Genomic DNA, 22,415 nt, shown 5'->3' on the forward strand with positions numbered 1-22,415 from the left:
TTATCACGCCTGGCAAATGGCCGCCTCTGCGCCCAGCCTGACAAGCAGGTCGGCTCGATAGTAGCGAACCACGTCTCCGACGATCAGCAACGACGGCGACACCGGTTTATGCTGCGCGATCGTCTCTGGCAGCCCTGCCAGCGTGGTCACCAACACCCGCTGATCCTGGCGCGTGCCGTTTTCGATAATGGCGACCGGCGTATCCTCCCTGCGGCCATACTCACGCAGACGGCTGCTAATGATGCTGCTCCAGCTCAGCCCCATGTAAAACACCAGCGTCTGATTACTGGCTGCCAGCGCGGCGGCATCCAACTGAGGCTCACCGCTGCGCCCGTGTCCGGTAATAAAGCGCAGGGACTGGGCGCAATCCCGGTGCGTCAGCGGAATCCCGCTTGCGGCGGCACAGCCGACGGCAGCCGTAATGCCGGGCACGACCTCACAGACAATGTCAGCCTGCTGCAGGCACACCATCTCTTCGCCACCGCGACCAAAGATAAAGGGATCGCCGCCTTTCAGGCGCACGACGTTGCGCCCGCTGAGCGCCAGATCCACCAGCAGTTGATTGATCTGCGCCTGTTTCAGGCCGTGGTGACCGGGCCGTTTACCCACGTCGATGCAGAGCGCGCTGTCCGGCACTTCCGCCATGACCGCCTCACTCACCAGGCGATCGTAAACCACCACTTCAGCGCCGTGCAGTAAACGCAGCGCTTTTACCGTCAGCAGGTCGACATCGCCCGGCCCGGCGCCCACTAACCAGACGCGGCCGGGGCGGGACGCGTTTTCGGGCGCCAGCAGTTTATCTAAGGTGTGAATAGCCAGCGTCATAATTCCTCCGGGACAGAGACGGAAAGCAGAAGGTGTTTTAGCTCCGGCAGGCAGGAGCCACAGTTGGTGCCACATTTGAGCGCTTTGCCCAGTGCCTGGGTGCTGTGGCAGCCCTGACGAATAGCATCAAGAATCGTTTGTTCGCCCACGCCATAGCAACTACAGATAATGCGTCCGGTCGCCGGGGCCTGCGCCGCCTGGCCTGCCAGCAGCGCGTGGCGTTCAGCAGCGTCCGCCGGTGCCTGACGAAAGGCCTGAGCGACCCTGTCGTGCTGGATTTCAGGTAAGCGCTGGTCAGCATAAAAGGCCAGCTGCAGTTCACCGTCCCGCCATGCCAGAAGTCGATAGCTGTGGCCGCCATCGCTGGCGGTTTGCAGTTGCAACCCTTCAACGCTGAACTGAGACGCCAGCCAGCGCTGCGGCTGGTCCTCTCCGGCCAGCGCAAAGCGATGCGCGCCCTCATGCGGGGTGCGCGCCCAGTAACGCAGCCCGGCCGGTGGCGCACTGTTTCTCTGCCAGAGCCAGCCCTGCCAGCGGGGTTGTAATAACTGAATTCGCACCGCTGTCTGTTTAAAGGCGGGCTGAGCCGAAACCGGGCAGCGGGTCGCGGCCACTAAACCCCCGACGTTACCCTGCAGGCTGAACTGACGGTTCCAGTGCATCGGCACAAACAGCTCCCCGCGCCGCAGACCGCTGTCCAGCGTCACGCGCACCACCATCCATCCCCATTCAGACTGCACGCGCGCCAGCGCGCCGGCAAACAGGCCATAACGGCGCGCCTCTTCCGGATGCAAGGCGGCAAAAGGTTCGTCACAGTGCTGCATCAGGCGAGGCACCAGGCCGGTGCGCGTCATGGTGTGCCACTGATCGCGTACGCGCCCGCTGTTCATCAGTAAGGGATAACGAGCACTGCGCTCTAAAGGCGGCGGCGTGGCCGGTGGCAGCAGCCGTGCCTTGCCATCCGGATGATAAAAACGCCGGTCGCTGAACAGCCGGGCACAGCCTTGTGGGTGACGGGCATTGACGGGCCACTGAACAGGCGTCAGCGCATCCCACTCGGCATCGCTGAGCTGTGCCAGGCCGCTGATATCAAAAGCGCGTTCGCCCGCGTTCTCAAAGCCGGACAGCGCCGCATGCTCGCGGAAGATCGCCGCCGGATGGGTCCAGTTAAATGCCTGACCGAACCCCAGCCGCTGCGCCACCTGCGCCAGCAGCCACCAGTCGGGTTTGGCTTCCCCGGCGGGTGCAACAAACGCACGCTGACGGGAAATACGGCGTTCAGAATTGGTCACGGTGCCGTTTTTTTCGCCCCAGCCCTGGGCGGGGAGCAGAATATGGGCAAAGACTGTGGTATCCGTGTGCGCCAGCACGTCGGAGACGATCACCAGCGGACAGTTGGCCAGCGCCCGGGCCACGCGATTGCCTTCCGGCATTGACACAGCCGGATTGGTGCCCATGATCCAGACGGCTTTAACCTCTCCCCGATCGATCGCGTCAAACAGCGCCACGGCGGTCAGTCCGGGCTGGCGGGCAATGGTCGGGCTGTGCCAGAAACGCTGTAAACGATCGCAGTCCGCTTCGTTAAAACTCATGTGTGCCGCCAGCTGGTTGGCTAAGCCGCCCACTTCACGTCCGCCCATGGCATTGGGCTGGCCGGTGAGTGAAAACGGCCCACAGCCGGGACGGCCTATTTTTCCGCTGAGAAGATGCGCATTAATTATCGCATTGTTATTGTCACTGCCGCTTTGTGACTGGTTGATGCCCATGCACCACAAGGTCAGGACCCGATCACGCTGGGCAAACAGCTGATAAAAGGCCACCACCTGCGCATCGCTGAGATCGCAGTGTTCCGCAACTTCAGCTATTCCCCACTGGCTGGCTGCCTGCAGGGTGGCTTCAACGCCGTCCAGGTGCGGCAGCATTGTCGCCTCAATGCCCTGATTCTGGGCCAGCCAGTGCAGCAGGCCTGAAAACAGAGCCGGATCGCTGCCCGGCCGCACTGCCAGGTGGAGATCGGCGATATCACAGCTGGCGGTGCGGCGCGGATCGATCACCACCACCTGCATCTCCGGCCGCTGCTGTTTCGCCTGTCTGAGTCGCTGAAAGATGACCGGATGGGCCCAGGCCGCGTTGGAGCCGACCATCACAATCAGATCCGCCTGCTCCAGATCCTCATAGCAGCAGGGTACCGCATCCGCCCCGAGCGCCCGCTTATAGCCCACCACCGCTGAAGCCATGCAGAGGCGCGAGTTGGTATCGATATTGGCGACGCCAAGAAAGCCTTTCATCAGCTTGTTGGCCACGTAGTAATCTTCCGTGAGCAACTGGCCTGAGCCATAAAAGGCCACGGCCTCAGGGCCGTGCTCTGCGATAATCTTCCGGAGCCCGTCAGCGGCGGCATCCAGCGCCGCCGCCATGCTGACCTGCTGTTGATGAATACAGGGATGCAGCAGGCGTCCCGTCCGGGTCAGTGTTTCCCCCAGCGCGGCCCCTTTAACGCACAGTCGCCCGCCGTTGGCCGGATGCAGCGGATCGCCATTCACCTGTGCAGATTCGCTGTGTTGCAGGGTCACCTCGACGCCACAGCCCACGCCGCAATAGGCACAGGTCGTTTTCATGATGCCTGCGCCATCAGGTTAATCGGACGGTTAGCGACCCAGACCTGGCCATCCTCCAGCTTCACCGGCCAGCAGCGCAGCTGATACTGCGGATCATCCAGACTTTGGCCGTCGCGCAGGCGCACGCGCTGTTTGTAGAGCGGTGAAATAACGACGGGTTCACCGGCCACATCGCCGAGGATGCCTCGCGACAGCACGCTGGCGTCGCTGCCCGGCTCGCGATCTTCCAGTGCATAACAGTCGTCGCCGAAACGGAACAGCGCAATGCGCACGCTGCCGAGGCGCGCACCGATCCCCGCTTCGGCCGGAATGGCATCCAGCGAACAGACTTCGCTCCAGGTTTCGGCGGGCAGGTGCATCAGCGGAATACTGCTGGCGGTGTGCGGCTGACGCTGACCGCGTACGCGCGCATAGTGCAGCGTTTCATCCGGCTGATCGCTGTTCACCGTGGCGGTAAACAGCGCACGGCGCGATGGCTCTGCCAGCGTGGTCTGCCATTCACACTGATACGTTTCCACAACCTGCTGCATTTCCTGCTCCAGCACTGCGGCAATACCGAGGCTGTCATTGATCACGACGTCGCGCAGGTAATCCAGGCCGCCTTCCATGTTATCCATCCAGACGCTGGTGCGCTGTAAGCGCTCCGCCGTGCGCACGTAGAACATCAGAATGCGATCGACATAGCGGATCAGGGTTTCATCATCCAGATCGCTGGCAAACAGCTCGGCATGGCGCGGTTTCATGCCGCCATTGCCGCACACGTACAGGTTCCAGCCCTTTTCTGTGGCGATCACCCCAATATCTTTGCTCTGCGCTTCCGCACATTCGCGGGTACAACCCGAGACGGCCATTTTGATTTTGTGCGGCGCGCGCAGGCCTTTGTAGCGATTCTCCAGATCGATGGCGAAGGCGGTGGAATCCTGCACGCCGTAGCGACACCAGGTCGAGCCCACACAGGATTTCACCGTACGCAGCGACTTCCCGTAGGCATGGCCGGTTTCAAAGCCTGCTGCCAGCAGGGTTTCCCAGATCTCAGGCAGTTGATCCAGCCGTGCGCCAAACAGGTCGATGCGCTGACCGCCGGTAATCTTGGTGTAGAGATCGTAACGTGCCGCCACTTCGCCAATGGCGATCAGCCCCTGCGGCGTGATCTCCCCGCCCGGCACGCGCGGCACGACGGAATAGGTGCCGTCTTTCTGGATATTGGCAAAGTAGCGATCGTTGGTATCCTGAAGCGGCAGATGGGCCGGTTTCAGCAAATAGTCATTCCAGCACGAGGCCAGCAGGGACCCGACCAACGGTTTGCAGACCTCGCAGCCGCAGCCGCGCCCGTGGCGCGCCAGCAGGTCATCGAAGGTTTTGATTTCATGGATGCGAATCAGGTGGTAGAGCGCCTGACGTGAATAGGCAAAATGCTCGCAGATATCTTTTTTCACCTCAACGCCAAGGTTTTCCAGCTGGAACTCCATCACCTGTTTTACCAGTGCCGAGCAGCCGCCACAGCCGGTCGCGGCTTTGGTGCAGCTTTTAATGCTGGCCATATCGCCACAGCCACTCTGCACCGCCTGGCAGATATCGCCTTTGCTGACGTTGTGGCAGGAGCAGATCTGGGCGCTGTCGGGCAGCATGGCAACGCCCAGACCTTTGGCTTGCGCACCCTGCAGCGCAGGCAGAATCAGCCCTTCCGGCGCCTCCGGCAGCGGCATCGCGTTTAACATCATCTGCAACAGCGTGGCATAGTCGCTGCTGTCACCGACCAGCACGCCGCCCAGCAACCGCTTACCGTCAGCGCTGACCACAATTTTCTTATAAATGCCTTTCGGACCATCGGCCCAGAAGTAGCTCAGGCTGCCTGCCGTTTTCGCGTGCGCATCACCAAAAGAGGCCACTTCCACGCCCAGCAGCTTCAGTTTGGTGCTCATATCGGCCCCGCTGAACCGGGCTGGCTCGGCGGCCAGATGCCCGGCCAGCACGCGCGCCATCTGATAGCCCGGCGCCACCAGGCCAAAAATTTGTCCGTTCCACAGGGCACATTCGCCGATAGCGTAGATATCGTCATCGCTGGTCTGGCAGACGTCATTGATCGTAATGCCGCCGCGTGGGCCAACGCTGATATCGGCGGTGCGGGCCAGCTCGTCACGCGGCCGGATGCCCGCAGAGAACAGCACCAGATCGGTGGCCAGTTCGCCACCATCGGCAAAGTGCAGCACCAGGCTTCCGTCTGGCTGGGTCGCAATCTGTTCAGTCTGCCTGGAGGTGTGAACCGTCACGCCCAGTGAATCAATTTTCTGCCGCAGCATCAGCGCGCCACCTTCGTCCAGTTGCACGGCCATCAGGCGCGGCGCAAACTCAACGACGTGGGTTTCCAACCCCAACTGCTTCAGCGCATTGGCGGCTTCCAGCCCCAACAGACCACCGCCGATGACCACACCGCGCTGGCTTTTACCGGCACAGGCGGCGATCGCATCCAGATCGTCCAGCGTGCGGTACACAAAGCAGCGTTCGCCCTCATGTCCCGGTACCGGAGGCACAAACGCGCGCGAACCGGTCGCCAGCACCAGTTTATCCCAGCACAGTGCTTTGCCGTCGCTGTCGTGCAGGCTACGCTGCTGACGATCGATCGCCTCCACCCGACAGCCGCTGCGTAGTTCAATGCCGTGTTGGGCAAAAAAGTCCTCGCCAACCAGCGAGAGCTGCGCGGCCTCTTTGCCGGTGAAGTACTCAGACAGGTGCACGCGATCGTAGGCCGGATGGCGCTCTTCGCCGTACACCACGACGTGATACTGCTGATGCAGATAACGCGCTACCAGCTGTTCCAGAAAATGGTGGCTGACCATGCCGTGACCCACGACGGCTAATACAGGTTTAGAGTGATTCATCACGGGGTTTCCTGCAGCCTGCGGCTGCGTTTCAGGTTCATCAAGGCCAAACAGCGTATTGACAGAAACCTGCCTGGCGTTATGCAGTTGGTTCAGCAACGCGGCACCCTGCTGGCAGTCGCCATACAGCAGCACACCGTTGAGCCGCCCCTGTTTGATAAAAAGACGTCGATAGTGACCGGAAAGCGGATCGAAACTGGTGACGGAAGGGGCTTCACGGATATCACCCGCGCTGAACAGCGCGATCCCGCTCACCTTAAGACGCGTGCCGGTAGCTTCACTGTAGAAATCAGCCTGAGGACATCCCGCCAGCTGAGCGGCCAGCACCTCCGCCTGCGCCAGGCAAGGCGCAACCAGGCCAAAGGTTTCTCCGCTAATTTCACAGCATTCGCCGACCGCATAAATCCCGGCATGGGCGGTGCGTAACTGCCGATCCACCAGAACGCCGCGCTGACAGGGAATGCCTGAGGCCTGGGCCAGGGCGATGTCTGGCTGCACGCCCGTTGCGATAACGACCTGCGCCGCCGCCAGCTGTCGGCCATCGTTGAGAGTCAGTGACTGCGGGCCGATTTCTGCGACGCTGCAATTCAGTTCACAGCGGATACCGCGTGCGCTGAGCTGGGCAAGCAGTAATTCCCCTGCCATGGCGTCCAGTTGCCGGTCCAGTAAGCGCGACTGACGATGTACCAGCGTGACATCGCGCCCTTGCGCCTGAAGGGCTGCCGCGGCCTCAATGCCCAGAAAACCGCCGCCGGCGACCACGACCGGCCCGCTACCGGCCAGCAGTAAATCCACATCCTCCAGCGTGCGGAAAGCCGTTACGTGCGGCAGATCGATGCCTGCCACCTGCGGCATGCGCGGTTGCGATCCGGTCGCCAGAATCAGACGATCCCAGTGCAGCAGGCGCTGGCAGGTGCGCAACGTGCGCGCCGCCACGTCGATCTGCTCAGCCGTTTCCCCGGCCAGCAAGGTGATGCCCTGGCGCGCGTACCAGTCACGATCGTGAATCTGGATTTGCTCCACGGTTTTTTCGCCAGCCAGCAGCGGCGACAACAGCACGCGGTTGTAGTTACCGTGTGGTTCACGGCCAATGACCGTAATGTCATAACGCTCCGGCGCCAGCTGCAACAGCGTTTCCACGGTGTGCATGCCCGCCATCCCGTTACCGACCACCAGCAGCCGTTGTCTCATGGTGTTTTCCTTACGCCGCCGAGGTCTGTTTTTCGTAGAGAAAATGCAGCACTTTTTGGCGCAGCTGGTGATAGCGCGCATCCTCAGCCAGCGCCACGCGCGAACGCGGTCGGGGTAAATCGACGGTAAGTATGTCCCCCACCTGGGCGGCGGGGCCGTTGGTCATCATCAGGACCCGATCAGAAAGCAGCACGGCCTCATCCACGTCGTGGGTGATCAGCACAATGGTGGTATTTAACTCCTGCTGAATACGCATCACGCTGTCCTGCAGGTGCGCGCGGGTTAACGCATCCAGCGCGCCGAACGGCTCGTCGAGCAGTAAAACGCGCGGCTTCATTGCCAGGGCGCGGGCGATGCCGACGCGCTGCTTCATCCCACCAGAGATCTCGCCGGGACGCTTTTGCAGGGCATGGCTCATTTGCACCCGGTTGAGGTTGTGCTCGATCCAGTCGTGCATCTCCGCCTTGTTCATCTTGCCTTTAAAAACCTGCTGCACCGCCAGTTCGACATTCTGAAACGCCGTCAGCCACGGCAGCAGAGAGTGGTTTTGAAACACCACCGCCCGCTCAGGGCCGGGACCGGTGACCTCGCGGTTATCGCACAGCAGCACGCCGCTGGTGGGTCGGGTCAGGCCGGCAATCAGGTTAAGCAGCGTGGATTTACCGCAGCCGGAGTGACCGATCAGACTCAGGGTTTCGCCCTGATGAATATCGAAACTGACGTTGTCCAGCGCCAGAAAATCTCCGCCCGAGGTGGTAAAGCGCTGGCTGACCTGTTGTACGCGAATGATAGGTTGCATGATGTTCCCCTTATTTATCCCAGCTAAAACGACGCGCCAGCAGCATCAGTCCCTGCTCAAGCAGCAGGCCGACCACACCAATCAGCAGAATGGCAATCAGGATGTTTTCAACGTTCAGGTTGTTCCATTCGTTCCAGATCCAGAAGCCAATGCCCAGACCGCCCGTCAGCATTTCAGCCGCGACAATCACCAGCCAGGCGATGCCAATCGAGAGGCGCACCCCGGTGAGGACGGCAGGCAGCACGGCGGGAAACAGGATGCGGCGCATAATGGTCCATTCAGAGAGCTGCAGCACGCGCGCCACGTTGAGGTAATCCTGCGGGATGCGCTGCACGCCTTCTGCGGTGTTGATGATCATCGGCCAGATCGAACAGATAAAAATGGTCCAGCTTGAGGCCGGTTCCGCCCGCTGGAACAGCAGCAGACCGATAGGTAACCAGGCCAGCGGACTGACCGGACGCAGCAAGGCGATAATGGGATTGAACATGCGCGCCACAAAGGTGAAACGCCCCAACAGAAAGCCGGCGGGAATACCCACCAGCGCCGCCAGACCGAACCCGATGGCCACGCGCTGCAGCGAGGCCAGAACGTTCCAGCCAATGCCCTGATCGTTAGGGCCGTTGTTATAAAACGGATCGGCAAACAGGACTTTCGCCGCCGCCCAGGTCGCGTAAGGCCCCGGAAAGCCCTGGCTGTACAGCGCCGCGATCTGCCATACCAGAAGCAGGAGCAGGACACCGCACAGCGCCGGAATACAGCGCTGTAGCAGCGGACGCAGGCGCGCAGGCGGGCGCACTTTTTTAGGCGTGACCTGGAGGGAAACCACCGTTGCCTGAGTGGGCGTATTGACCGGCTGCGCCAGTGGACGAGTCTGGGTTTTCATCAGGGCCTCTCTTAACGTTTGATCGCGAAGCTGGCGGCGTAGGCGGCGGGATCGGTGCCATCCCATACTTTGCCGTCCAGTAAAGTGCTGCTGCGCATGTCGCTGCCGGGCAGCGTGACGTTGCCGACCGCGCTGGCAGCCTGTTTGTAGATATCAATACGGTTAATCTGCCTGGCGACTGCCAGATAATCGGGATCGCTGGTGAGCATGCCCCAACGCTTAAGCTGGGTCAGGAACCACATGCCATCGGAGAGATAAGGGAAGCTGACGCTGCCGTCGTGAAAGAAACGCATCGCATGGGGATCCTGCCATTTTTGACCCAGTCCGTTTTCGTACTGGCCCAGCATGCGCCCTTCCAGCGTCTCGGGTTTGGTGTTGATCCAGGCGCGTCCGGACAGTACCTGCGCCGTTTCACGTCGGTTATCGTCTGACGCATCGATCCAGCGCGCGGCTTCCAGCACCGCAGACGTGAGCGCGCGGGCCGTATTCGGGTTCTCTTTGACCCATTCTGCGCGGGTGCCCAGAATTTTTTCCGGATGATCCGGCCAAATCTGCTGGCTGGTGGCGGCGGTGAAACCAATATTGTCGCTGATCGCCCGCTGGTTCCACGGCTCTCCCACGCAGAAGCCGCTCATGTTACCAATCTTCATATTCATCACCATTTGCGGTGGCGGAACCACGACGGTGCGCACGTCCTCAAACGGGTTGATACCAGCGTTAGCCAGCCAGTAATAGAGCCACATGGCATGGGTGCTGGTCGGAAAGGTATGCGCGAAGGTCATGCTGCCCTTCGCCTGGCTGTCGATAGCCTTTTTCAGGCTGGCGCCATCGGTCACCTTCTGCGCCTTGAGCTGGTTTGACAGTGAGATGGCCTGACCGTTGTTGTTTAACGTCATCAGGTTCGCCATATCGTGCTGAGGACCGGCGACGCCCAGTTGAAGGCCATAGATCAGGCTGTAAAGTACGTGTGCTGCATCCAGTTCACCCGAGGTGAGTTTATCGCGTACCGCCGCCCAACTCGCTTCTTTACTGGCCTGCAGCGTCAGGCCGTATTTCTTGTCAAACCCCTTTACCGAGGCCATAACCACCGGCGCGCAGTCGGTCAGTGGAATAAAGCCGACGCGCACGGTCGGTTTTTCTGGCGCGTCGGAACCTGCCGCCCATACCGCGTTGCGCAATCCCGGCAGCAGCCAGAGTCCACCGACGGCGGCGCCGGATAACAGCAGTTGACGACGAGAGAGTGAAACTGGCGATTTGCTCATCTTTACCACCCTGAAGAAATAAAAAAAGGCGTCCTCCCCACTGCTCTCGCAAGGGGACGGACGCCTTTATCCAAAGCACTCGCTCTACCGCCGTTGGCAAAGCAAATACGTACACTCTTTAAGGTAAAGCAAACCGCGTGCCAGAATTATTTGCCGTCGCGTCTGCCCTGCGCGGCGAGAGGTGGCGGATTTTTAATCGTTTTTGCACGTTGGTGACGCAGGTCACGCACAAGCGTTGTGCAGCTAACCCTTTCGGGTTAGCGCTTCACTGTGGCCGCGACCGTCACAATCGCCTGGGCGATTTCCGGTAGCCGTTTGTTTTGATCCATCGCGCTTTTGCGCAGCGTCTGCCAGGCCTTTTCTTCGCTCAGGCCATGCTGCTGCATCAGCCAGTTTTTAGCCTGATCGAGCAGCTTGCGCTCTTCGAGCGTGGCGCGCATGGCGGCCAGCTCATTGGCCTGGCGCTGCAGATGCTGAGACTGCTCACCAATCAACGACAGTAACGATCGCCCCAGTTGTGGGGCGAGGCCTTCGCTGTTAAGCGCGGTGGGCCGGGTAGCCAGCCAGTCTGCGCCAGACACATAGAGCGTGAAGTCACAGCCTGACGGCGCCACGCTCAGGGGCGCGCCAGCCTGATGCTGCGCCAGGGCGATAGCGTCCCGGCAGTGCGCCATCAGCACAGCAGACAGTTGGTCCTCCAGCGACTTCATTTGATCGATGCGCTCAGATAGCAGCGAGAACCAGTGCAGCGCCCCGCTGTCGTCGCGCCTGCCGTCGGTACAGGCGATGCGCCTCAGCCGCTCAATTTCCCGGCTGGGCTGCGCCAGCGGCTGCCAGTTGCGCAGCACGGTCTCATCGGCAAACTGCTGAAAGGTATTAAAGCTCTGTTCCTGCGCCTCAATAAGCGCCACCATCGTGCTGCGCTGTTCGGCCGTAAACTCCCCGGCCGCAAATCCGGCCGCGCCCTGGGCCCGCTCCTGTCCCGTCAGCTCTTTGCCCTGCATAAAGCTGAACAGGGCGATAAGTGCCCGGGTAATTTCCGGATGGCTGGCGGTGTCGGCCGCTTCAAACACCAGATTAAGCAGGCTACGAATAATCGCATTGAACGCCGCCATCGCCTGCGCATGTGTGACGTCCTGACGGGCGATCTTCTGGCGCAGAACCGGCAAGTCTGCCAGTGCCTGTAACGCTGTCGCGATCAGGTTGCAAAAGCGGCTGTATCCGGGTTGAGCCTCCGCTCTGGGTAATGCCCGGCTGAACGCAAGCTGGCTCCGGCTGACATCCTGCTCACTTGCACTGCGCTCCTCGCCATATAGCCGCCCTTGCGAACAGATCCACAGGTTGCTGGCCCCCCGTTCGCGCTGCAGCTGATGAACCAGCTCGCTGACCGTAGTAATTAATTTACCGGTCTGCCGAAGTCGCTCCAGACTGGCAATATCGCTTTGCCGTGAGGCCTGCAACCAGCTCAGTGCGTCATCCATTGCTCAACCCTCTGAATGCAAAAAAGGAGTCAAGCAAAAGCCGTGCCGCTTCCGATCGCAGGGCCATAAGGATGAGGGTGCCTGAACAATGACCGCCAGGATCGCAGTCCAGGCAATGCGTGCTGTTAAATTGTTATTGGCGCTTAGGCTTTTTTTTGCCTGTCATCTGACTGTGCCACTATCCAGCCCGACGTGTCTGGCTGGCCTCGGCATGTCTGCTTTGCCCTGTGCGCGACAAGGTGAAACCGACACGACAACGCGGTGTGATAAGAAGGTGATGAACGCGCTTTACCATGCTATATCATTGGGTGCAATGGTTTGAATTCTCAAAAGTCTTAGGTAGACTGAGCGCTGTACAGGATAAATGTCATTTACCGCATTATCTTAACGGCTTACCTACCCGACTGCGCTTCCTCCCCAGTGAAGGTGAACAGCCGTGTTCTGATAAACAACATGCAGGTATATTGATAATATCGTGAGGAAAAAGGTGAAAAAAAATTTAGCGTTTATCCTGTTAGCGGGACTTTTATTGTCCGGCTGTAAAACGCCACCGCCTGCGGTGAATGATGACACCCTGGTCACCAGTGATGTGAACGGTGTGAAACTGGTACACCGTCATGCCGTGGCGGCACCAACAACCTTTACGCCCATAAATCAAACCTGGCGCGCCCTGTACAAGGCGTCGGTGATGACCCAACCCGATTACGGCGGCAAGGTTGTTCGTTACCTGGAGGCGGGCAAGTCTTTTGAGGTTCTTGGCAGCGTTGAGAACCACTGGCTGGCCATTGCTGATAAGCCGGATGGCATGTTAACCGGTTACGTGCCGCTGAAGGCGGGCGTAGAACGTCATCGTTATGATGACACGTTACGCAATGACCGTCCGCGTCCGCGAAAAACTAAACAAGTGTGCGTTGACGTCGGAGGCGACAGCAAAGCCTGTCGTAATACCGCGACGGCGACCTGGATTCTGAACTAATGAAATTAACTACCTGCCGTGCTGGTCACGTTGCCAGAAACGCTATCTGTCGCGGGAAGAACACACAGTAATGAGCGTGGAATCCTCACCGCGAGAGGTCACGACCTCGGGTACCGAAAATCTTTTGCTTAAAGCGGCCGCGCCACTGCTGAATGCGGTGGTGCAGATTCGTCAGGCCGCCACGCACGACGATCCTGCGGGTTTACGTCAGTCACTGATTGATGAAGTGCGCGTCTTTGAACAGCGCTGCAAGCAGGCGGGTTTGCCGTTTGAAATGATCATTGGCGCACGTTACTGCGTCTGTAGCGCGCTGGATGAGGCGGCCGCGCAAACGCCCTGGGGCACGCGCGGCGTCTGGTCCGGTAACGGCATGCTGGTCACCTTTCACAATGAAAGCTGGGGCGGTGAAAAATTCTTTCAGCTGCTGTCTCGCATCTCGCAAAGCCCTCAGCAACATCTCTGGCTGCTGGAAATCATCCATTACTGTCTGTTACTGGGTTATGAAGGTCGTTATCGGGGCAGTGAAAAAGGCCGGGCGCAGTGCGACAGCCTGCGGGCACGACTCAAGGCCCTGATTGATGAAACCCGCGCTCAGCAAAGTACCGATTCCGCCCCGCTGGTGCAGGTGCATCCGCTGGTCAGCACGCTCGCGCGGCCGATGGTGCCGCTCTGGGCCTGTGCGATGCTCGTCGCCCTGATCGGCTGTCTGATTTACAGCGGGCTGAACTGGCGACTAGGCAATGCGGCCGAACCGCTGCTGCGCAGCCTCTACAACATGCCGCTGCCGCAAATCACGGTAAATCGCCGCCCCTCCTCGCCGCAGGCCCTGCTGGATTTACGCCAGCGGCTCAACGACGTGATCGCCGCCGGTCAGCTGGAGGTCAGTGATGGCGCGTTTGGCAGCAAGGTGATTATTCCTGCTGACAAGCTGTTTGCCGAGCAGGGAACGGTCATCAACCCGGTAGGACGGGCCATCCTGGCGCGGGTTTCCAGCGCGATGAAAGATGTGAAGGGCACGATTCTGGTGTCGGTGTTTACCGACGACAAGCCCGTGGACGGCAGCCGCTTTGCCTCCAGCTACGAATTTTCTTTTGCCCGGGCGCGTTCCGTCAGCCAACTGCTGCAGGTGCAGCTCGCTGACACCCACGTTATCCGCTCTGAAGGACGCGGTGACAGCGATCCCCTGCTGCCGAACGACAGCAGCGAGAACCGAACCCGCAACCGCCGTGTTGAAATTACGCTGTTCGCTGCACCTGAAACACTGAGCACTCACCAAGGAACACACTGATGCGCGCTTCTTTTCGCTTATTTTTAACGCATCGACTGCTGTGGAGCTTTATCGGTGTAACGGCACTGAGTTGCCTGTTGTGGATGCTGGGGCCGCTTATCACCTGGAATGAAACCCGTCCGCTTGAACCCGCCCTGCACCGCGAAATCGCCGTGAGCACGCTTTATCTGCTTTGGATTGTGCTTCAGTTAATCCCTGCGGTTTATCGTGCCTGGTATAACAGTCGTCTGCTGGATCGGCTGCAGGTGGTTGAAAGCGACGATCCCGCCGAGCGTCAGGCGACGGAAGCCCTGCTGAGTCAGCGTTTTAGCGAAGCGGCCATGCGCCTGAAACGCACCCATTTTGGCCGGCGTCAGGGCAGCCTGTGGGCACGCATCAACGCGAATTATCTTTACCAGCTTCCCTGGTACCTGATGATTGGCGCGCCGGGTGCCGGTAAAACCACCGCGTTGCTGAACGCCGGACTGAAGTTTCCCCTTACCGATACTTTTGGTAACGAGGCCGTGCGCGGCGTCGGCGGAACACGCAACTGCGACTGGTGGTTTACCGACAGTGCGGTATTGATCGACACAGCCGGACGTTATGCGTTACAGGAGAGTCAACGCGCCCGTGATGCCAGCGAGTGGCAGAGCTTTATTAATCTGCTGAAGCGCTATCGTGCCCGACAGCCGATCAATGGCGTTATCATGAGCATCAGCGTCGCAGATTTGCTGAGCGACTCGGCCGAGGCGCGTTTTGAGCAGGCTAACGCCCTGCGCGACCGCCTGAACGAACTGCATCAGCACACCGGTATTCACTTTCCCGTGTATATCATGGTGACCAAGACCGACCTACTGAAAGGCTTTATGAGCTATCACGGCTCGCTGGATAAAGCCCGACGCGATGCCATCTGGGGATTCACCTTTCCCTGGGATGCCGGTAAACCCAATAAGCAGGACTGGCATCCGCACTTTGACCTGCAGTTTACCCAGTTAGAGCAGAAGCTGCAGCTACAGCTGGCCGATCAGATGACCCACGAGCGCGATCTCAATGAGCGGGCAGAGTGTTTCCTGTTTCCTCAGGAGTTCTCGTCTCTGCGCCCGCTGCTCAGCGAATACCTGGATATTGTTTTTTCACCCCGCGCTGAAACCGTCGCCTGGAATCCGCGCGGGCTGTTCTTTACCAGTGGCACCCAGGAGGGCTTACCTTTCGACAGGGTGATGGGTGAGCTCAGCCGCAAACTGCAACTGCGCCAGGCCGGTTCCCATTCGATTGCCGCCTGGGACCGCGTGAACCGCAGCAGCCCGATTCCCGGAAATAAAGGCCAGAGCTTTTTTATTCGCGATATGCTGAGCAATCTGGTGTTCAGGGAGAGTGGTCTGGCGGGCAGCAACCGTCGCTGGGAGTACCGCAATCAGCTGCTGCACTGGATTGGCTACGGCATGCTGGCCGGCGCGCTGGTGATCATGAGCGGCTTATGGCTGACGAGTTACTATCAGAACCAACACTATCTGCAGCAGGTTACGGCGCGATTGCCGGTTATCTCACAACAAAGTCAGCAGGTGATACATCAGCCCGCTGATAATATTTTTGATCTGCTACCCTTTCTGAATAACCTGGTGAAGTTACCCGTGTCCGACCAGTTTTCTCTCGATAATCCGCCGCTTACTATGCGAGCCGGTTTATATCGTGGAAACCAGGTCAGCGATGCGGCCTGGGCGCTTTATCAAAATGCGCTTAAGTCTTTATTGCTGCCCCGCGTGGCGCAACAGATCACCAACCTGCTGCGTAATGACCCGGGTGATGATAACGAGTACAGCCGAAATGCGCTGCGTGCTTATCAGATGCTGTATCAGCCGAGAAATTATGATGGGGAATTCCTCCGCGCCTGGCTGCTGCAGAATCTGCAGCATTCGTTACCGGAGAAGGTCAGCGCCCGGGATTTGCAGCAGCTGGACTGGCACCTGAGTCAGCTGCTCGATCAGCAAATTCAGTCGTCACCCTACGCGCGCGACAATGCGCTGATGATGCGCAAGCTGGCTGATAACTTAAATAATGCGGGTCGCGACAGTACCCTGCTGGCCACTGCGCCGCGCAAAGCTCAGCGCCTGACGACGCATAACCCATAATAGCGAGGTGAACATGCCTGTCTCTCTGGCCCCTGGCTGGTACGGTAAATTACCCTCCACGGGGGACTTTTTGCATCATCGGTTAACCGAGCAGCTGATTGCGCCCTGGAACCACTGGTTTCAGCAAGGTCTGGTGCACTGGCATCATCAGGATGATGCGGTGAGCGCCGACTTCCTGCGCGCCCCGGTCTGGAATTTTGTGTTACCGATCACCCCAATACGCAATCAGGTGCAAATGGGTTGCCTGCTGCCCTCCTGCGATCGGGTAGGCCGTGCCTGGCCACTGCTGGCGCTGCTGAGTTTCCCCCTGGCCCAGTGGCATCCGGCACAGTTAACGATTTCGGGCGACTGGTATCGGGATCTGGGCGCGACACTGTTGAACGCCGTGACGCAGCAGCAGAGTCCGGCACAGCTGGAACAGGCGATCCAGACCATGACGCCGCTGATGATCCCGGTACAGCAGCACTCCGATATCATGGATGTAATCGGTTTCCAGGATTTACCTTGCACCCTGAGCTGGCAGGACGTCGCTGAACGTTTCGACCCTCAGCAACATATTAGTTACTGGTGGAGCAATCGCAGTGACGGTTTCGTTCATGCCACGCACAAGCATAGCGGCAACCTCACCCCCGAACTGTTCTCATTACTGTTTAATCCGGCGGCAGGTGCACAGCCGGGTCGCAATGGCCTCTATCCACCGATGTTTGAGTGAGGCGTTGCTACTGTCCTCACTGACGGGATAACTCATGCAATTTACCATCGTTCAATGCACGTCTGATGTTCCGGTGAAAACCGTCACCTTTCATCCCCCGGGCGGCACGATTGGCCGCAGCCAGGATAACGACCTGGTGCTACCGGATGAAGCCCGTTCTATTTCCCGCCTGCAGGCGCTGGTGCACCTGTCAGGCGAAGGCGAATGCCGTCTGACCAATCAGGGCAGCGTCACGCCTGTTGAACATAACGGTGTGGCGCTGAAGCGTGGCGTGCAGGTGCGCCTGAAGCACGGCGACGCCCTGCGCATTGGTGACTACGCCATCGACGTGCGCGATCCGGCAGTTCACGGCGTAAACAGCGATCCCCTGGCGTTTTTTACCGACGCTGCGACGCGAACGAATCCGCTGGATATTCCCGACCATGCCGACGTAGAGGAAGTGGTGGAAGAGCCTGTCGTGAAGCGGCCTGAACGGCGCGGCGACGCGAGGCTGGCCATTGATCCTCAGACCAGCGAAACTTTTCACGTACCCTTCGCCGCTGGAGTGGAGCAGGACAAACTGGTGGCGGCCCTGCTCGACGGCATGGGCCTTAATAACGGCCATAATACGGCTATCAGCGAAGAGCAAATGCGCACCACGGGCAGAATGTTGAGCCTGTTCTCGCAGGGGACGGTTGCCCTGCTGTCATCACGTTCCATTCTGAAACGTGGCGTGAAAGCCGAAATGACGATGATCCTGAACGAGGCAAATAATCCGTTCAAAATCCTGCCTTCAGGCAAAACGGTTCTGATGCAGATGTACCAGAGCCAGATGCCGGGTTTTATGCAGCCCGAGCAGGCCGTGCGCGATGCGCTGGTCGATCTGCAGGCGCACCAGCTGGGCATGATTGCCGGGATCCGCGCGATTATCGCCGCGATGCTGCAGTCGTTTAATCCTCAGGGACTGGAGGAGCAGGCGCGCGCTGACGGTGCCGTATCCAAAACCCCGTTCTCGTCCTTTAAGAAAGCCGCCCTGTGGGACTATTTTACTCGTCGCTACCAGCGCACCGCCGGCGAGATCGAAGACGATTTTCATACGCTCTTTGGGGAAGCCTTCCTGCATGCCTACGACATGGAGGTCAATCAGTATAAAGACTCCCAGACGCGCACGGACGACGCATGAATATTGCCTTTGCCAGTCATTGTCAGCAGGGGCTGCGCGATGAGAATCAGGATCGAACCGGTGTGATACTGGATGCGCGCAAAGCCTGCTTTGTCGTGTGTGACGGCGTGGCTGGCCTGCCCGGCGGCGATCAGGCCGCACAGCTGGTATGCGATGTGCTGATTGAACAATTGCAGGATTGCGAGCAGGTTACCCCCGTCGTGACGCATCAGGCGGTGGAAAAGTGCCGTTCAATACTTGAAATGGCCCAGGGTAATAATCCGAATTTTTCCACCATGTGCACCACGCTTGCGGGCCTGTTTATCGACCGCACCCGACAGCGCGCATGGTGGGCGCACGCAGGTGACAGCAGGGTTTACCACTTTCGTCACGGGGTGCTGAATGAGGTGACCCGCGACCACAGCCTGGCGCAAAAGTTGAGCGATGCGGGCTATGAAAATACCGGAATTAACAGTAATTTACTCTATAATGCGCTCGGCATAGAACCCGCTCATCCCGTGACCTTCGCTGACGAAATTTTGCTGGAAGATGGGGATGCGTTTTTAGTCTGTAGCGACGGTTTCTGGCTGAATCTGACCACCACGGAAATGGAACAGGCTCTGCGCATGGTCAATGACTGTGATGAGTGGCTGACGTTAATGGCGCAGGCGGTGAGCCGCGACGTAAAGAAAGACAACCTCAGCGCCCTGGCGGTGTGGATCGGTGAGCCGCAGGATGCCACCCTGCTCTACACGCTGGCTGACTCAGCACGTTTTCTGCCCTCAGGCTATTGATTAAAGGAACTCTATGAAATTGTGGTTGCCCGCTATAGCCACGTTGTTTATGGCCTTTGCTGCGCAGGCGGAAAATTATCGTGTGGTGTATTCACCCAGTCTTGAACTGGAAGTGTACATTGACAATGTTGCGGGCAAAACGCCTGATGACTGGTGCCAGGAAACGCTACCGATCCGTATCGTATCGGGCAAAGACCAGGATTCAGCGATTTTAAAATCCTTTCTGCCGCGCGTGGGTACGCTATTAGCCAACCAGTGTAACGAACTGGACGTCTTGCCCTGGCAGATGATGAACGGCGAGGGCAAGGTGCTGGCGACAGGCAGCGCCAGCAAGCTGCAGAACTGGCGAATGATCGTGAATACCGATGCAGCCGCCCCGGCACCACGGGCCAGCGCAGCCAGTCCGTCGCGTCCGGCAGACAACACGCCGCTGCAGCATTTCGCTTTACCGAACGGCTGCCGTTTCCGCACCGCGTGGGACGAGCGTGGACTGTCGATATTTGTGCCCGACAAAGGTAAGCAGCAGTGCTCATCTGAGGGCTGGCTGGAAGGCAAAAGTGAAATAACCCTGAGCGGTGGCGCGCAGCCACAGACGGTTGCGGTCAGTTTTTACCAGGGTTATCCCCTTGCCAACCTGACGCTCACCGACCAACGCCTGCAAATTGTGGATGTGAATAAACAGCGTATGATTCTGGCCCGATCCGATGCGCCAGACAGCTGGATTGTATTGCCCTTTGATGAACAGCAGCATCTGTGGCGCTTTGACGGAACCTTATTGATCAAAGCCGATCAGGCGACGACACAGCAGGATACTACCGCGCTGGCCTCGCGCATCAGCACCCTGCGCAGCCGCTGGGCAACCGGTTTTACGTCGTCGCAAAAAGTGAATGTGTTACTTGTCGATGCCTTGCGCGCAGATCGGGTCGATCCTGGCGCAGGTGCATGGCGTAACATCAATTAATTACCGCGTAGCCTGACAAGCAGGCCCCGTTCAGAGAGTCTATTATGTCGGCTAATGACAGTCAGAAAACAATACCGAATGCCTTACCTGACGGATATCGTTTTAACGAGTTCGAAATTAAAGAGGTGATTGGCGGCGGCGGTTTCGGCATTGTCTATCGCGCATGGGATCATCAACTTGAACGCACCATTGCGATCAAAGAGTACATGCCTGTGTCGCTGGCGGTCAGAACACAAGACTTATCGCTGGAGCTGCGCGGTGAACGCTTTCAAAAGCTGTTTAACGCCGGTCTGAACAGTTTTATTCAGGAAGCCCGACTGCTGGCGCGCTTTAACCATCCCGGCCTGCTGCACGTTCTGCGTTTCTGGGAACAGAACGGCACCGCCTATATGGGAACGCTCTACTACAACGGCATGACGTTGAAAGAGTGGCAGATCACCAGCCATGAGGCGATTTCAGAAGCCTGGATTCGCCGCCTGCTGCCGCCGCTGTTAGGGGCGATTAACACCATTCATCAGGCTGGCTATCTGCATCGCGATATCTCGCTGGACAACATCCAGATTCAGGAAAATCAGCTGCCGGTCCTGCTCGACTTTGGCTCCGCCCGTAAAGAAATTGGCAACCTGTCCGACGAAACCGAAATCATGCTCAAGCCGGGGTTTGCACCGATTGAGCAGTACAGCGAAGAAGGTGAAAGCGAACAAGGGCCGTGGACGGATATTTATGCCCTGGGCGCCGTATTACATACGCTGATTACAGGTGCCCCGCCGCCGGTCAGCGTGGTGCGCTGCATTGAAGATAACTACCTGCCGCTGGTCACGCGCAAACCGGCAGGTTACTCGCTGCCGCTGCTGCACGCGATTGACTGCGCGCTGATGATGAAGCCCCACGATCGCCCGCAGAATATCGATGAGTTTGCCGCGTTAATTGATTTGCCGGTTAGCGACGTTGAGGCGGTGGTGAACAGCCTGCAACAGCGTAACGACGAGCAGAATAACAGCGAGGCCGCCTCAGCCGATACCGCGCCACCGGTCGTGTTAGCAATGAATCATGGTGCCACGGCGGCAGAACCCGTGACCGGACGTAACGTCCGTCGTCTGTCTCCAGGATTAGTGGCACTGGCCGCTGTGGCGCTGATTGCGGTTGCGGTGGTGGTCTGGATTGAGAATTCGCGCGCGCCAGCGGCGTCCCTCGTCAATAAGGGCCCGTCATCATCGGGCGCCGTAACGGGCACGGTGCCTGCCGGGCTGGCGATGGTTTACCTTAAGCTCACCAACGACGAGCAGGTGGTACTGAACGGCCAGCCCGTTGCAGTACGTGCCAGCAGCAACGGTTTTGCGGTGCTCAACCTGGCCGCCGGGCAGTACCGCATTGACGTACGCGCCGGTAACAGGCTGCGCAGTCAGTCACTGGTGATCGATAAACCCGGCACCTGGCTGATTAATCCCACCAATTAGTGCGCGGCAATACAGGATAAGGGCAGCCTGGCTGCCCGTTTTGCTCAAGGATTTACTGTCTCAGGCCTGTTTCAGCCAGTCTTGTTGCAACGCACGTACCTGGTGCGCCAGACGGATCAGGTCTTCCTCCTCCATCCCGCGCCGGGTCAGCTCGGCTTCCAGCGAGAACAAATACTGGGCATTCGACCCCAACGGCCCGGTAGCCGCGGCAATCAATGGCGCAACGGCCTGCGGACAGGTGTCATCCTCATACAGCGGGTGACGCGGATCCATAATAAACACCAGCGCGGTCACGCGGCGGCCGTCTTCCAGTGAAAGTTCACACCAGGTCGGCAGGTAGCAGCCGGTAATCATTTCTCGCTTCCACAGCAGCGCCAGCTCGTCGTGCAGGCGCGCTTCCGGCAGACGAAAGGCCAGCCCTTGGGTCATTCCGCCCTCTTTCAGCGCCAGCATGCGGCCCGGATGTGCAGCCGTGCCGCGTCCTGCGGTGAGGCGTAAACAGAATGCCCGATGCCAGCCGTCCAGTGACGCCGATGCCACCTCGTCTGCCTCAAATACCGGGTTCCACATCAGCGAACCGTAGCCGAAGATCCATACCGGGCTGTGATCGGGCCGACACGCCAGGGTTGCTGCCAGCGATGCTGCACGCTGTTCACAACTCCACAGGAGTGTTTCCTCGATATCACCAAATGACGTTTTACAATCTGCTTTTAATAAGAATTCCCGGGTTAGCAATGCGACCTCCTCAACGTTCACCACATCCTATGCAAGTGGCTCCTCTGCTCTGTGACGTTCAACATTCACTGGTTCACGCTCTGTTCATTTAACTGACATTAATTATTAACACAATGAGTTGCAAGCAAGAGTCGGAGTAGAAAGTAAAAATCTACTTATATTGCGGTATTAAAAGAAAGGTTAATTACATACCAAAATCTTATTTTAAAAAAATGCTGAGATGTAACAGCTCGTTATCGCGGATTATGGACACGATAATAACGGCTTTTTATTAATAACAAATACGAAACAACTGCGACAGGTCG

Annotated in this window: 16 protein-coding genes; 8 read left to right on the forward strand and 8 right to left on the reverse strand. The window is 58.8% G+C overall.

All coding sequences use genetic code 11. The features are described 5' to 3' along the window. Positions 1-3 precede the first annotated feature (3 nt). The 7 genes from cobA to PAGR_RS12510 all read right to left on the reverse strand — a co-directional run bounded on the left by cobA (position 4) and on the right by PAGR_RS12510 (position 11,938). A complete protein-coding gene (gene cobA, locus PAGR_RS12480) occupies positions 4-825 on the reverse strand; it encodes a uroporphyrinogen-III C-methyltransferase (protein ID WP_014605984.1) in 822 nt (273 codons plus the stop codon). Continuing rightward, entirely contained in the window at positions 822-3,443 is a 2,622-nt protein-coding gene (locus tag PAGR_RS12485; protein ID WP_014605985.1) for a nitrate reductase, read from the reverse strand. The genes cobA and PAGR_RS12485 overlap by 4 nt, the downstream gene beginning before the upstream one ends. Continuing rightward, a complete protein-coding gene (nirB, locus tag PAGR_RS12490) occupies positions 3,440-7,513 on the reverse strand; it encodes a nitrite reductase large subunit NirB (protein WP_014605986.1) in 4,074 nt (1,357 codons plus the stop codon). Before nirB ends, PAGR_RS12485 begins: the two co-directional genes overlap by 4 nt. Positions 7,514-7,523: 10 nt before the next feature. Then, positions 7,524-8,312, reverse strand: a complete 789-nt coding sequence (locus tag PAGR_RS12495; RefSeq protein ID WP_014605987.1) for an ABC transporter ATP-binding protein — start codon at positions 8,310-8,312, stop codon at positions 7,524-7,526. A gap of 10 nt (positions 8,313-8,322) precedes the next feature. Continuing rightward, entirely contained in the window at positions 8,323-9,195 is an 873-nt protein-coding gene (ntrB, locus tag PAGR_RS12500) for a nitrate ABC transporter permease (protein ID WP_014605988.1), read from the reverse strand. A gap of 11 nt (positions 9,196-9,206) precedes the next feature. Further along, positions 9,207-10,457 (reverse strand): CmpA/NrtA family ABC transporter substrate-binding protein, encoded by a 1,251-nt coding sequence (locus PAGR_RS12505; RefSeq protein WP_014593567.1) that lies wholly within the window; start codon positions 10,455-10,457, stop codon positions 9,207-9,209. Between the two features lie 257 nt (positions 10,458-10,714). Then, the gene (locus tag PAGR_RS12510) at positions 10,715-11,938 is read right to left on the reverse strand and encodes a nitrate regulatory protein (protein WP_014605989.1); all 1,224 of its coding nucleotides are present in this window, start codon (positions 11,936-11,938) and stop codon (positions 10,715-10,717) included. Between the two features lie 487 nt (positions 11,939-12,425). Between PAGR_RS12510 and PAGR_RS12515 the strand changes: the two genes are divergently transcribed. The 8 genes from PAGR_RS12515 to PAGR_RS12550 all read left to right on the forward strand — a co-directional run bounded on the left by PAGR_RS12515 (position 12,426) and on the right by PAGR_RS12550 (position 21,375). Further along, positions 12,426-12,914 carry an SH3 domain-containing protein gene (locus PAGR_RS12515; protein WP_014605990.1) on the forward strand — a complete coding sequence of 163 codons (489 nt, stop codon included), beginning with the start codon at positions 12,426-12,428 and terminating at the stop codon, positions 12,912-12,914. Positions 12,915-12,984: 70 nt separating this feature from the next. Further along, entirely contained in the window at positions 12,985-14,202 is a 1,218-nt protein-coding gene (gene icmH, locus PAGR_RS12520; RefSeq protein WP_014593565.1) for a type IVB secretion system protein IcmH/DotU, read from the forward strand. After that, positions 14,202-16,310, forward strand: a complete 2,109-nt coding sequence (gene tssM / locus PAGR_RS12525; protein WP_014605991.1) for a type VI secretion system membrane subunit TssM — start codon at positions 14,202-14,204, stop codon at positions 16,308-16,310. The genes icmH and tssM overlap by 1 nt, the downstream gene beginning before the upstream one ends. A 13-nt stretch (positions 16,311-16,323) precedes the next feature. Next, the gene (gene tagF, locus PAGR_RS12530; protein ID WP_014593563.1) at positions 16,324-17,022 is read left to right on the forward strand and encodes a type VI secretion system-associated protein TagF; all 699 of its coding nucleotides are present in this window, start codon (positions 16,324-16,326) and stop codon (positions 17,020-17,022) included. 34 nt (positions 17,023-17,056) lie between these two features. After that, the gene (gene tagH, locus PAGR_RS12535; protein ID WP_013025535.1) at positions 17,057-18,184 is read left to right on the forward strand and encodes a type VI secretion system-associated FHA domain protein TagH; all 1,128 of its coding nucleotides are present in this window, start codon (positions 17,057-17,059) and stop codon (positions 18,182-18,184) included. Beyond that, positions 18,181-18,957 (forward strand): PP2C family protein-serine/threonine phosphatase, encoded by a 777-nt coding sequence (locus PAGR_RS12540; protein WP_014605992.1) that lies wholly within the window; start codon positions 18,181-18,183, stop codon positions 18,955-18,957. Before tagH ends, PAGR_RS12540 begins: the two co-directional genes overlap by 4 nt. 13 nt (positions 18,958-18,970) lie before the next feature. Continuing rightward, entirely contained in the window at positions 18,971-19,918 is a 948-nt protein-coding gene (locus PAGR_RS12545) for a hypothetical protein (protein ID WP_014605993.1), read from the forward strand. 44 nt (positions 19,919-19,962) lie between these two features. Further along, positions 19,963-21,375: a serine/threonine protein kinase gene (locus PAGR_RS12550; protein ID WP_013025532.1), complete on the forward strand. Its 1,413-nt coding sequence runs from the start codon at positions 19,963-19,965 to the stop codon at positions 21,373-21,375. Between the two features lie 60 nt (positions 21,376-21,435). Here the strand turns inward: PAGR_RS12550 and PAGR_RS12555 are convergent, their stop codons facing one another. Continuing rightward, positions 21,436-22,110, reverse strand: a complete 675-nt coding sequence (locus PAGR_RS12555; protein WP_024472169.1) for a gamma-glutamylcyclotransferase — start codon at positions 22,108-22,110, stop codon at positions 21,436-21,438. Between the last annotated feature and the right edge of the window lie 305 nt (positions 22,111-22,415).

Origin of the sequence: Pantoea ananatis PA13, assembly GCF_000233595.1 — a bacterium.
GTDB classification, from domain to species: domain Bacteria; phylum Pseudomonadota; class Gammaproteobacteria; order Enterobacterales; family Enterobacteriaceae; genus Pantoea; species Pantoea ananatis.

What these genes read in the sequence shown, in the direction of transcription:
- PAGR_RS12495 (WP_014605987.1), bottom strand. Translation starts at nt 8,312, where the DNA reads ATGCAACCTATCATTCGCGTACAACAGGTCAGCCAGCGCTTTACCACC.
- ntrB (WP_014605988.1), bottom strand. Translation starts at nt 9,195, where the DNA reads ATGAAAACCCAGACTCGTCCACTGGCGCAGCCGGTCAATACGCCCACT.
- PAGR_RS12485 (WP_014605985.1), bottom strand. Translation starts at nt 3,443, where the DNA reads ATGAAAACGACCTGTGCCTATTGCGGCGTGGGCTGTGGCGTCGAGGTG.
- cobA (WP_014605984.1), bottom strand. Translation starts at nt 825, where the DNA reads ATGACGCTGGCTATTCACACCTTAGATAAACTGCTGGCGCCCGAAAAC.
- tssM (WP_014605991.1), top strand. Translation starts at nt 14,202, where the DNA reads ATGCGCGCTTCTTTTCGCTTATTTTTAACGCATCGACTGCTGTGGAGC.
- nirB (WP_014605986.1), bottom strand. Translation starts at nt 7,513, where the DNA reads ATGAGACAACGGCTGCTGGTGGTCGGTAACGGGATGGCGGGCATGCAC.
- tagH (WP_013025535.1), top strand. Translation starts at nt 17,057, where the DNA reads ATGCAATTTACCATCGTTCAATGCACGTCTGATGTTCCGGTGAAAACC.
- PAGR_RS12510 (WP_014605989.1), bottom strand. Translation starts at nt 11,938, where the DNA reads ATGGATGACGCACTGAGCTGGTTGCAGGCCTCACGGCAAAGCGATATT.
- PAGR_RS12550 (WP_013025532.1), top strand. Translation starts at nt 19,963, where the DNA reads ATGTCGGCTAATGACAGTCAGAAAACAATACCGAATGCCTTACCTGAC.
- PAGR_RS12540 (WP_014605992.1), top strand. Translation starts at nt 18,181, where the DNA reads ATGAATATTGCCTTTGCCAGTCATTGTCAGCAGGGGCTGCGCGATGAG.
- icmH (WP_014593565.1), top strand. Translation starts at nt 12,985, where the DNA reads ATGAGCGTGGAATCCTCACCGCGAGAGGTCACGACCTCGGGTACCGAA.
- tagF (WP_014593563.1), top strand. Translation starts at nt 16,324, where the DNA reads ATGCCTGTCTCTCTGGCCCCTGGCTGGTACGGTAAATTACCCTCCACG.
- PAGR_RS12545 (WP_014605993.1), top strand. Translation starts at nt 18,971, where the DNA reads ATGAAATTGTGGTTGCCCGCTATAGCCACGTTGTTTATGGCCTTTGCT.
- PAGR_RS12505 (WP_014593567.1), bottom strand. Translation starts at nt 10,457, where the DNA reads ATGAGCAAATCGCCAGTTTCACTCTCTCGTCGTCAACTGCTGTTATCC.